The organism is Scatolibacter rhodanostii, assembly GCF_900197595.1.
In the GTDB taxonomy this organism is placed as follows: domain Bacteria; phylum Bacillota; class Clostridia; order Oscillospirales; family Acutalibacteraceae; genus Scatolibacter; species Scatolibacter rhodanostii.
The window spans coordinates 1-9,732 of record NZ_FZLO01000008.1; the positions used below are offsets into that span (position 1 = coordinate 1).

The window sequence follows — 9,732 nt, forward strand, 5'->3', positions numbered from 1 at the left end:
TCGGGAAGGAATAACCGTAAACAGTGTGCAAAAAAAATATTATAGCTTATTTAAATAAAGGCTAGTTTTTCACAAAATTCACAAAAGTATCATTTAAACTAATAATTGAGGTAGCAGATAAGCCGACTGGACACTTCAAATTAATGCGGATTCGCATGTTTGCTATCTCTACTTGATTACAAGAGGTCATTTGCGTTCCTCCTAAATTGCCCCGGTTACGGCTGGGGCTGATATGCCAACTTAAAAGTGCAATTATTTGTACAGAGATAGGTTCAATTCCTGTCGTTGGCACCAATCGGCAAAGCTGACAGAGCGCAGGGAGATATTCCCGTCAGCAGCCCCAACTCGATAGGACATGAGTGACAGCCGGAATAAAAGCGGCGTGTAAACAGGCAGCCGACCTTTGTAGTCACGCCAGCCTGTATATACACCCCGATAGACCGCTTGACGGCAAAGGGTAGTAACCTTTTCGGGGTATAAAGAGACTTTATTATATTGACGGCAGGGAAAGACCTGTAAAGCTAACAAGACCCCACGCACCTCTCAACGATGTGCCCCAGTGGGGATGGTTTTAAACAGTTCTCTCAGGCTGAAAAGCAAACTTGAGCGCCTATGTATTCCCCTTGTGCGTTTAGCATGAGGGATTCTTTTTAAACACTTACCTAAGATAACTTTCATACAATGGCATACAGAAACATGAAAGGGGTAAAAAAAGTTATGGAGAACGGTAGTTCACACCATGATAACAGCAAGGGTAAGGTTTTAGANCCATATCAAGCTTACTCTCACAGGATTCACGGAGCGTGTTGTGATTACCCTGAACTATATGGCGTTTGGTGTTCGATGAAATCAAGATGTGAAAATCCCAACAGGCAAAAATTTAAAGACTACGGAGGGCGAGGAATTTCTGTCTGCGAAAAATGGCACGATTCTTACGAATTTGTTTTATGGGCATTGCTTAATGGATATCGGAAAGGCTTACAACTTGACCGAATCAACAACGATAAAGGATACTCGCCTGAAAATTGCCGTTGGGTTACATCGAAAGAAAACAGTAGAAATCGTAGAAATACTAAATTTCTCACTGTACACGGAGTAAGGAAATGTGTGTCCGAATGGTGTAAAACCGTCGATGTTAGCCCGTTCACTGTTTATTATTGGATTAGAAAGAAAGGAATGGACTATGCAGAACAAAGACTATCCGAAATTGCTTAACTGTCCGTTTTGTGGGGGCGAAGCAAGAATGATACCGCTAATCGGTTATCACACAAGCTACGGGGTTGAGTGTGAAAATGAAGATTGCCCCGGGCACCACATTAACCAAACATGGGGCACTCTAGATGAAGCCATCACCGCATGGAACAGCCGCACCGCCCCTGAAAACAAGCCGCTGACATTGTTTGACCGTGTCACTGAAAACTTCGAAATGTTAGCGAAATTTATACAACAAACATTTATAGACGGTGTTGAGCACGGGGTTTCTAAGATTGACTTTGGAACAAAACAAGGCAGTGTTTTATATTGGATTGATTGGCTGAATCAGCCGGAACAGGAGGACAAGCAGTGAAAAAGGAATATTACAAAGATTCTCAGAATTTTACAGCAGTTATAAAAGAGATAGAAAACTTTTACCGTCTAACAGTAAAAGATTATACCGGTACTATTATTTGGGACAGAATGTATTCCTCATATCACGGTGCAAAAATTGCAATGGGTTGGACATCTGATTGCTGGAAAAGAGTGGAGACCACCCATGATTGACAAACTGAAAGGCAAGTATTACGCACGATGTGATACTTGCAATACAACAGCCGGAGCATTTGACAGCTTTGCAGAGGCTGTTACATATGCCAAAGCTAATCATTGGCGATTGGTGCGGACAAGCGGCAACAACGCTACACGTAATTATTGCCCAGAGTGCGCAAGCAAATATAAAAAATACCGCCCGGTGACGGCAATCACTAAGGCGGCAAGCAAAAATAATCTATCCAAACGATAACAAAATTTTAGGAGGTTGTCAAGCTATGAACAAACAAATAATTGAAATGCTCCGCAAATTGGGAGTACCGGCAAATCTGTTAGGTTATGAATATCTCAAAACAGCTATCACCCTCTGTCTTGAGGACAGCAGCTATATCAATCGTGTTACTAAGAGGTTATACCCTGATGTTGCTAAAGCACACGACACAACACCAAGCCGAGCAGAACGAGCCATACGGCACGCTATTGAAAAGGCTTGCTCTAAAGGTGACGAATACATAATGTGCTTTGGGGATAACAGAAACAAAATCACCAACAGCGAGTTTATTGCTACCGTGGTGGAGCAGTTGAGGATGGAGGGATTGGAAGATGGAAAATAATCTCCTTAAGGTATTGGAAGCGTTAGGCAATCGAATTGCCGAATTAGAAGACCAGATTAGTTTAAAAGATTACCAAATTGCTGACTTGAAAAAGCAATTAAACGCAGAGCAGGAGGCTAACAACAATGTGTGACCTATGTAACCATTCCCCTCACTTGCGTGGCTGCCCAAATGAACCGCCGCCCAAAGCTATACATGAGTGCGTTTGGTGCGGCAGCAGTATTTTAGAGGGACAGGATTACTACGATATTGACGGCGAGCCGTGGTGTGAGAATTGTATAAAAAGCAGTCGCACTACGGCGGAGGATTAACCATGGCATTTGAAAGAGGTATTAAGTATTACACCAAAGCAGAAGGCAGCATAAAAGTCAATTTTCCTGAAGACAAGACGGTCTGTCAATATTGTCCCTATGCTCGTAACGAGGATAGCCTAAAACGATGGAAATGCCTGCTCACAGGGGAATTGTTATTATATCCATTTTTGAGTATCGGCAATGAGTGTCCATTGAAATTAATTGACGAATAGGAGGATTTTATGAGCAAAGTAATCTGTGTTGCAGGGGAATCGGGCAGTGGAAAAACAACTTCTATGAGAAATTTAGACCCTGCTTCTACATTCTATTTTGATTGTGACAAAAAAGGTCTGTCATGGAAAGGCTGGAAAAAGCAATACAATTCAGCGAACAAAAATTACAGAGCAACCAGTGAAGCAAAATCTATTGAACAAATCTTGCACGGAATCAGCGAGAAATCTCCACAAATTAAGGTCGCTGTCATTGATACTCTGAACGCAATCATGATTGATGATGAATTCAGCCGTGCAAAAGAAAAAGGTTATGACAAATGGCAGGACTTAGCCACTTCTGTGTGGAATCTTGTCAGCATGGCAAATACCCTGCGTGATGATTTAACTGTGATTTTTACGGCACATACACAGACAGAGCGTGATGACAGTGGGTTTACTTTTACCCGCATTAAAACAAGCGGTAAAAAGCTGGACAAAATTGTACTGGAAAGCAAATTCACCACGGTCCTGATTTCAAAAGCAATTGATGGCAAATATGTTTTTGAAACCCACGCACGAAACAGCACAGCAAAAACGCCTATGGGAGCGTTTGAACAGGACGAAATTCCAAACGACATTATCGAAGTAATTAAAGCATTGGAGGATTATTAATATGAAAAATATCAATTGGAATGATGTAGAGGAAGCAAAGGAATTTTCAAGACTGCCTGTAGGTGGTTATATTTGCGGAATTGTCCGTGTAGAGGACTTCCCTGACAAAGAATACTTGCGCATTGAGTACGATATTGCAGACGGTGAATTCAAGAACTATTACCGTGAGCAACAGCAGAAATTCCCTGATTGGAACTGGGGCGGCGTTTTGATTCGCAGTTACAAGGAAAAAGCGCAGCCTTTCTTTAAAGCGTTTTTGACCAGTGTTGAAAAATCTAATTCCGGTTATAAATTTGGGAATGACGAAAACACGCTTTCACGAAAAATGGTGGGATTGGTTCTAGGCGAAGAAGAATATTCTAAAAGCAAAGGCGGAATCGGCACACGGCTGTATGTAGCAGAGGTACATAGTACGCAAGCCATTAAAGACGGCAAGTTTGAAATTCCTAAGCTAAAAACGCTTTCGGGTTCAGCTGCACCAGCAACGACAAACAGCAGTGGTTTTCAAGAAATTGACGGTCTATCAGACGAAGATTTGCCGTTTTAATCTATGGATATTTTTACTCAAATTAAAGAACGCCTAACGATGAAAGAAGTGGTAGAGCAGTACGGCTTTGAAGTAAAAAAGGGCGTTATGCTCTGCCCTTTTCATAACGATTCGCATCCGTCTTTAACAGTCTATCCCGGTTCTCGTGGTTGGCATTGTTTTGTCTGCAACGAAGGTGGCAGCGTGATTGATTTTGTTACCAAGCTGTTTTCAATCAATGCAAGACAAGCTGTTTTGCGGTTGGACAACGATTTTCATTTAGGGCTGTCCACCCAACGACCAGAACGTAGAAACATAAACCACTGGGTTGAGGAACGCAGAAAGAAACAGGCTGAACTGGAAGCTTACAGAGCTGAATGCACAGCTAGAATCAACGAGTTTCGGAATTTATGGCATATGACACCGCCCCCCAAGGAAACACCGCAGGACAGCCACCTATGGGGCGAATATGCTGCTAAACTTGGGCGGCGAGAATATTTAGACTATTGGATTGACAACACAGAATGGAGGTGACGGTCACGAGAAAAAACCAGATGCAAGCCCCTGAAATTAATATCTCAGAATTAATTGAAAAATTTGATTTACCAGTTTTTACTTCGTCAGATTTTCTTACTTCAACCTCACCGTATGAATTTGTATATGAATTTCACAATAATAAATTTAAGGAGGAACAACTCACCAACGCCGTGAGCCTATATGCACATTCGCTAGGTATTGATGGATTTAAAGGAGCTTATCAGAAATACATAAAGTCACTTCGGTTTGTCAATTCAGATTCCGAAAATGTATCCCAATTTGATGCGCAACCTTTGCAATTGGACACAGGTGATTGGAAAACGGACGAATCAGGCGTGTATAAATATGGTGCGCAAGGTGGAATTGAGATTGCTTGTAGTCACCCTCTTATGCCGATAAAACGCCTTAGAAACATTGACACAGGCGAACTTAAAGTCACTTTAGCTTTCCGGCGTGGCATGAGGAATAAAAAAGCTTGGACAGAAATAACCACCGGATTTGATACAGTTTCAAACGCAAGAAATATTACGGCTCTAGCTACTATTGGGATTTCTGTTACTTCCGGAAAACGTGCACAAAACCTAGTAGATTATATCACTGATGTTTTAGATAACAGCTATGATTATATTCCAGAATTCAAATCCACTTCTCGTATGGGCTGGAATGAAGAAGGTTTCTCTCCTTATACGGAAGAAATTCTTTTTGATGGAGATAACCGATTTGAAAAAACATTTTCTGCCATTACTCAGGTTGGGAAATTTGATACATGGCTAAAAAAAGCTATTGAAGTTCGAAGATATAGTTTGACCGCCAAAATCGTTCTAGCTGCTTCTTTTGCTTCTGTGTTAGTAGAGCCTTGTGGAGTATTGCCTTTCTTTGTCCACTTGTGGGGCATTGATTCCGGTACAGGTAAAACAGTCGCCCAAATGGTAGCTGCTTCGGTTTGGGCTGAACCAACCGTGGGTGGTGCATACTTTAAGACTTGTAAAGCAACAGATGTCGGGTTTGAAACGCTTGCCGGATTTTTAAATTCTATACCAGTTTTTGCAGATGAAACACAATTAGCAAAAGATAAACATGGAAAAGTTGTATTTGATGTCTATGGCTTAGCTTCAGGATCAGGCAAATTGCGTTCCAACAAAACATTAGGACTTGCCCCAACTATTACTTGGTCGAACTGTTTTGTTACCTCAGGTGAAACACCCCTCACAAACGAAAATGACGGTGCCGGAGCAGTAAACCGTGTCATTGAAGTGGAATGTAAAGGTGACGAAAAAGTTATTGAAAAAGGACATGAAACGGCTGCAATCGTCAAGAAGAACTACGGTTTTGCTGGCATGATGTTTGTACAAATGCTCTCTGATTCTGATTCGCTGGACGAAGCTAGGCGGCTCTATGAAAAATTCTATGCCGAATGCATGGAGAACGACACCACTGAAAAACAAGCTATGGCAGCGGCTATTTTAGTGACAGCCGACACGCTAGCTACACGCTGGATATTTAAAGATGATTCAGCCTTGACCGTGAAAGACATTGCTGAATTTTTAAAGAGCAAAGAGGCTGTTTCTGCTGCCGACAGAGGCTATCAGTATATGTGCGACTGGGTTTCGCAGAACGGTAACAAGTTCAGAGGTTCGTCCGAAAATACCGATGTATATGGATTGATTGTAGATGAGGGTGTTGATGTTGGTTGGGTGTATATAAATCGTTCTGTGTTCAATAAGGCGTGTTCGGATGCACAGATAAATGCTAGGGCATTGCTTGGTAATTTGAGAACTAGAGGGTTGATTCAAGTAAGAGGAAAAGGATTCACCAAAACAAAAAGAATCGGTGGCATGGCGACGGAATGTGTGATTATGAAGCTTCCAACAGAAGAATCTATGGTCACGCCCGATGATGATTTATCGTTTGATGGCATTTTGTAGAACTGTTCCTACAAAAAGTCCTACACAAAAAACGGCTTAACCATGCGGTTTATAGAGGTTTGTAGGAATGTAGGACTTGTAGGACTGTAAAACAAACATATATAGAAGAGTATTAACACTCTCTAATTTAAGAAAATGTATAAGTAAATCTTCTTATAGAGATTGCGTGCAAAAAGTCCTACATTCCTACAACATACCGCAACACCGCATAAACACTATGTTTTTGATGTAGAACCATAGGTACTACAAGGTTCTACAAATACCACAAAAAGGAGGTAAATTCAATTTGACAGAATTAAAACTGCGTGACTATCAAGAGTCTATACTTACCGAAACACGTAAGATGTTTAAACACTACTATAAACGTCCACTTGTTGTTCTTCCTTGTGGTGCAGGCAAGACAGTTGTGTTTGCATACATGGCTGCACAATCTCAAGCTAAAGGTCTTACGGTATGGTTTCTTGTTCACCGTCGAGAATTACTTGATCAGACAGTAGAAACATTTCAAAAATTTAATATTCCTTTAAATTCAATTCATATCGGTATGGTTGGCACATACGCAAATCACCCGGAACGATACCCGAAACCCGATTTTATCATATTTGACGAGGCACATTTTTCAATGGCAGCGACATGGCAGAAACTCATTGACCTGTACCCAAATGCTTTCATGGTCGGTTTAACCGCTACACCCTGCCGATTAGACGGCAGACCACTAGGCTCTACATATGATTGCATGGTGATTGGTATCACGACGAAAGAACTTATACAGCAGGGTTATTTATCTGAGTACCGTTATTTTGCTCCCTCTGTTGCGGATCTATCTTCTCTAAAGCGTAAAGGCTCTGATTTTGATACAGAGAGTGCTGCAGAATTATTAATGCAGCGTGCTGTATATGGCGATATTATAGAGAACTACCGTAAATACGCTGACGGTTTGCAGACAATATGTTACTGTTCGTCAATTAAGCATTCTGAAGCTATGGCAGAAGAATTTCAAAACGCAGGAATCAATGCAGTTCATTTTGACGGCAATACCAAGACATCTGACAGAAAACAAATTGTACAGGATTTCCGAGATAAAAAGATTCAGATTCTTTGTAATGTCGATTTAATATCCGTCGGCTTTGATGTCCCTGATTGTTGGTGCTGTATTTTACTTCGACCCACGATGTCAACAGCACTTGCCATACAGCAAGCAGGACGAGCATTAAGACCACAACCGGGTAAGACAGCAATTATACTGGACCATGTCGGAAATTACACCCGGCACGGCTTACCTGATACTGATAGAGAGTGGTCGCTTGAAAGCAAAATAAAACCGCCCAGCCAATATCAGCAGGACGGTACGTTATCGGTCAAACAGTGTGAAGAGTGTTATTTTACCTTTCTTCCGGGTCCTGATGTATGTCCAAACTGCGGCGCAGAAATTAAAAAGACCCGGCAGGAGATTGAGAATATCAAAAAGATTCGCATGGAAGAAATTAAGGAATCGAATAGACAGAGGGCAGCTGAATCGGTTCAGCATAAGGATATTTCTGACTGCCATACAATGTACGAAATTATGGCTTGGTGTAAGCAAAACGGCAAGAAGCCCGGATTTGGGTATTATTACGCCAAGAAGAAAGGGTTGATTGCTTCATGAGATACAAAATTAATGTCAGTAAAGCTTCTGACCGTGAAACGCTGATTACTATTTTGGCTATGAACGGTTATACGGTGCGACAAGGAAAAATCAAAAACGGCAATCGAACTATCTGTTTCATTGAATATTGGGAGGAAAAATCAGATGCGTGAATCCGTCATTCAGAATCAAATTCGTGTGGAACTATCTAAGCACGGTTTAATAGTTTTCCGAACAAACGCTGGCGAATATTGGCAAGGTCAGAGAGTTTTCAGCAAAGAATATAATCAGCCTGTTCTAATCAATTTGCGTAAGGTTGATGGTCTCCCTAAAGGATTTTCAGATTTACTCTGCATTGGGCAGAATCGGACAGCGTTCATCGAGACAAAAAACGAAACCGGACGTATTCGCCCGGAACAAATAAAATTCATCGAGCGTATGAAACAGCTTGGCCACGCTGCTGGTATCGCCCGATCAGTTGAAGAGGCGGTGAGAATCATTGAATCCGGTGGATATTGAAAAATCAGCTATGCATGGCGATGAAATGCCGGGTAGGTTAAACTTAGCTGAACAACTTTTATTCCAATCTTTCAGGTGCCTATATCATTCTCACAAAACTGGCATAATTACCCGAGAACAAGCCAAGAAAGAAAAACAAAAACTATTAGATTCTTTCTTTGTCAGCAACAGGCTTATAGAGATTTATCAAGAAACCGAGCGAAGAAATTTAAAATTAGCTGGCATGAGTAAAGAGGTTGAATTAGGCAATTGCGATAGGTGTAAGAAAATTATGCGGATTATGGACGGGAGGGCACTAAAGTGAAACAATCCGAACGAAAACAACTTCGTCTCAATTCCCCCCCCCAATGACACCTTTAGAGCAAATCACATTTGAGGATATTAGGCAGCTTACATACGTGTGTCCGTTTTGCTGCTGTCCTCTTGGGATAGACATAAAACGATTACCTGATAATTGTCCTGATTGTGGACAACCGATACAGAAATAAAACGGCTCCTGCCGAAGCAAGAGCTGTAGTTTATTCTTCGAAAGTTTTAATTTCGTGTCGAAGGTCACTTATGATTGAGTCAAGGAGTACGATACGCTTAAGGTCGTTTGTTCGTTCGGCTTCATGGTAGCAAACCTTGTACACGGCCAACTTACTTCTCAGAGCAGGAATACTATTTTGTTTCATAATGACCTCCGTTAATTTTATTTATTTACATAATATCACACACATATGGACGTGGTATGAACAATACAGAAAGCGAGGAAATAACAATGCAAACGCTAGGAGAACGCTTAAAACAACTGCGAAAAAATAAAGGCGTATCTATGATGACAGTTGCAAAATCGGTTGGAATATCCGATGCAGTCTACTGCCGATACGAACATGATATATCAGAACCCACCGCAAATAGAATCGTGTGGCTCTGCGACTACTTCAATGTTTCAGCAGATTATTTACTGGGGAGGACGGATGAATGAAAAGATACATAGATGCCGAATTACCAAAACAAGCTGAAGTTCTCGCAGATGAAGTAGTTCGCCTAAAAAGTCTTTTGCTTGGGATGAAAGCGAAATA

The 9,732-nt window shown here is 41.3% G+C and carries 17 protein-coding genes; 16 read left to right on the forward strand and 1 reads right to left on the reverse strand.

Annotated elements, in window-relative coordinates; genetic code table 11:
• Positions 1-252: 252 nt before the first annotated feature.
• Complete coding sequence (locus tag CS931_RS12595; RefSeq protein WP_143826256.1) at positions 253-528, reverse strand: hypothetical protein; 276 nt, start codon at positions 526-528, stop codon at positions 253-255.
• Between the two features lie 655 nt (positions 529-1,183).
• Here CS931_RS12595 and CS931_RS12315 point away from each other — a divergent pair.
• The 16 genes from CS931_RS12315 (at position 1,184) to CS931_RS12380 (ending at position 9,635) form a co-directional block, all read left to right on the forward strand.
• The gene (locus CS931_RS12315; RefSeq protein ID WP_099206192.1) at positions 1,184-1,567 is read left to right on the forward strand and encodes a Lar family restriction alleviation protein; all 384 of its coding nucleotides are present in this window, start codon (positions 1,184-1,186) and stop codon (positions 1,565-1,567) included.
• Positions 1,564-1,761 carry a hypothetical protein gene (locus CS931_RS12320; protein ID WP_099206193.1) on the forward strand — a complete coding sequence of 66 codons (198 nt, stop codon included), beginning with the start codon at positions 1,564-1,566 and terminating at the stop codon, positions 1,759-1,761. Before CS931_RS12315 ends, CS931_RS12320 begins: the two co-directional genes overlap by 4 nt.
• Complete coding sequence (locus tag CS931_RS12325) at positions 1,754-1,999, forward strand: hypothetical protein (RefSeq protein WP_099206194.1); 246 nt, start codon at positions 1,754-1,756, stop codon at positions 1,997-1,999. Before CS931_RS12320 ends, CS931_RS12325 begins: the two co-directional genes overlap by 8 nt.
• A 25-nt stretch (positions 2,000-2,024) precedes the next feature.
• Positions 2,025-2,360: a sporulation initiation factor Spo0A C-terminal domain-containing protein gene (locus CS931_RS12330; protein ID WP_099206195.1), complete on the forward strand. Its 336-nt coding sequence runs from the start codon at positions 2,025-2,027 to the stop codon at positions 2,358-2,360.
• Positions 2,350-2,493, forward strand: a complete 144-nt coding sequence (locus tag CS931_RS12605; protein WP_143826259.1) for a hypothetical protein — start codon at positions 2,350-2,352, stop codon at positions 2,491-2,493. The genes CS931_RS12330 and CS931_RS12605 overlap by 11 nt, the downstream gene beginning before the upstream one ends.
• Entirely contained in the window at positions 2,486-2,671 is a 186-nt protein-coding gene (locus tag CS931_RS12335; RefSeq protein WP_099206196.1) for a hypothetical protein, read from the forward strand. The genes CS931_RS12605 and CS931_RS12335 overlap by 8 nt, the downstream gene beginning before the upstream one ends.
• A 2-nt stretch (positions 2,672-2,673) precedes the next feature.
• Positions 2,674-2,886: a hypothetical protein gene (locus tag CS931_RS12340; RefSeq protein ID WP_099206197.1), complete on the forward strand. Its 213-nt coding sequence runs from the start codon at positions 2,674-2,676 to the stop codon at positions 2,884-2,886.
• A gap of 9 nt (positions 2,887-2,895) precedes the next feature.
• Entirely contained in the window at positions 2,896-3,537 is a 642-nt protein-coding gene (locus tag CS931_RS12345) for an AAA family ATPase (RefSeq protein ID WP_099206198.1), read from the forward strand.
• A 1-nt stretch (position 3,538) separates the two neighbouring features.
• Positions 3,539-4,084: a hypothetical protein gene (locus CS931_RS12350; RefSeq protein ID WP_099206199.1), complete on the forward strand. Its 546-nt coding sequence runs from the start codon at positions 3,539-3,541 to the stop codon at positions 4,082-4,084.
• 3 nt (positions 4,085-4,087) lie between these two features.
• Positions 4,088-4,597 carry a CHC2 zinc finger domain-containing protein gene (locus CS931_RS12355; protein WP_099206200.1) on the forward strand — a complete coding sequence of 170 codons (510 nt, stop codon included), beginning with the start codon at positions 4,088-4,090 and terminating at the stop codon, positions 4,595-4,597.
• A gap of 20 nt (positions 4,598-4,617) precedes the next feature.
• Positions 4,618-6,525: a DUF927 domain-containing protein gene (locus CS931_RS12360; RefSeq protein ID WP_159459834.1), complete on the forward strand. Its 1,908-nt coding sequence runs from the start codon at positions 4,618-4,620 to the stop codon at positions 6,523-6,525.
• Positions 6,526-6,811: 286 nt separating this feature from the next.
• Entirely contained in the window at positions 6,812-8,170 is a 1,359-nt protein-coding gene (locus CS931_RS12365) for a DEAD/DEAH box helicase (RefSeq protein WP_099206202.1), read from the forward strand.
• Positions 8,167-8,322: a hypothetical protein gene (locus CS931_RS12750; protein ID WP_159459835.1), complete on the forward strand. Its 156-nt coding sequence runs from the start codon at positions 8,167-8,169 to the stop codon at positions 8,320-8,322. The genes CS931_RS12365 and CS931_RS12750 overlap by 4 nt, the downstream gene beginning before the upstream one ends.
• On the forward strand, positions 8,315-8,668 hold the full coding sequence (locus CS931_RS12370) for a VRR-NUC domain-containing protein (RefSeq protein WP_099206203.1): 354 nt from the start codon (positions 8,315-8,317) through the stop codon (positions 8,666-8,668). The genes CS931_RS12750 and CS931_RS12370 overlap by 8 nt, the downstream gene beginning before the upstream one ends.
• Positions 8,649-8,972: a hypothetical protein gene (locus CS931_RS12375; protein ID WP_099206204.1), complete on the forward strand. Its 324-nt coding sequence runs from the start codon at positions 8,649-8,651 to the stop codon at positions 8,970-8,972. Before CS931_RS12370 ends, CS931_RS12375 begins: the two co-directional genes overlap by 20 nt.
• Positions 8,973-9,398: 426 nt before the next feature.
• A complete protein-coding gene (locus CS931_RS12380) occupies positions 9,399-9,635 on the forward strand; it encodes a helix-turn-helix domain-containing protein (RefSeq protein WP_242964999.1) in 237 nt (78 codons plus the stop codon).
• Positions 9,636-9,732: the final 97 nt, after the last annotated feature.

Bases quoted from the DNA above. Each gene is read 5' to 3' on its own strand.
- CS931_RS12355 (WP_099206200.1), top strand. From the start codon at position 4,088: ATGGATATTTTTACTCAAATTAAAGAACGCCTAACGATGAAAGAAGTG.
- CS931_RS12380 (WP_242964999.1), top strand. From the start codon at position 9,399: ATGAACAATACAGAAAGCGAGGAAATAACAATGCAAACGCTAGGAGAA.
- CS931_RS12345 (WP_099206198.1), top strand. From the start codon at position 2,896: ATGAGCAAAGTAATCTGTGTTGCAGGGGAATCGGGCAGTGGAAAAACA.
- CS931_RS12330 (WP_099206195.1), top strand. From the start codon at position 2,025: ATGAACAAACAAATAATTGAAATGCTCCGCAAATTGGGAGTACCGGCA.
- CS931_RS12315 (WP_099206192.1), top strand. From the start codon at position 1,184: ATGCAGAACAAAGACTATCCGAAATTGCTTAACTGTCCGTTTTGTGGG.
- CS931_RS12350 (WP_099206199.1), top strand. From the start codon at position 3,539: ATGAAAAATATCAATTGGAATGATGTAGAGGAAGCAAAGGAATTTTCA.
- CS931_RS12325 (WP_099206194.1), top strand. From the start codon at position 1,754: ATGATTGACAAACTGAAAGGCAAGTATTACGCACGATGTGATACTTGC.
- CS931_RS12360 (WP_159459834.1), top strand. From the start codon at position 4,618: ATGCAAGCCCCTGAAATTAATATCTCAGAATTAATTGAAAAATTTGAT.
- CS931_RS12370 (WP_099206203.1), top strand. From the start codon at position 8,315: ATGCGTGAATCCGTCATTCAGAATCAAATTCGTGTGGAACTATCTAAG.
- CS931_RS12335 (WP_099206196.1), top strand. From the start codon at position 2,486: ATGTGTGACCTATGTAACCATTCCCCTCACTTGCGTGGCTGCCCAAAT.
- CS931_RS12605 (WP_143826259.1), top strand. From the start codon at position 2,350: ATGGAAAATAATCTCCTTAAGGTATTGGAAGCGTTAGGCAATCGAATT.
- CS931_RS12340 (WP_099206197.1), top strand. From the start codon at position 2,674: ATGGCATTTGAAAGAGGTATTAAGTATTACACCAAAGCAGAAGGCAGC.
- CS931_RS12750 (WP_159459835.1), top strand. From the start codon at position 8,167: ATGAGATACAAAATTAATGTCAGTAAAGCTTCTGACCGTGAAACGCTG.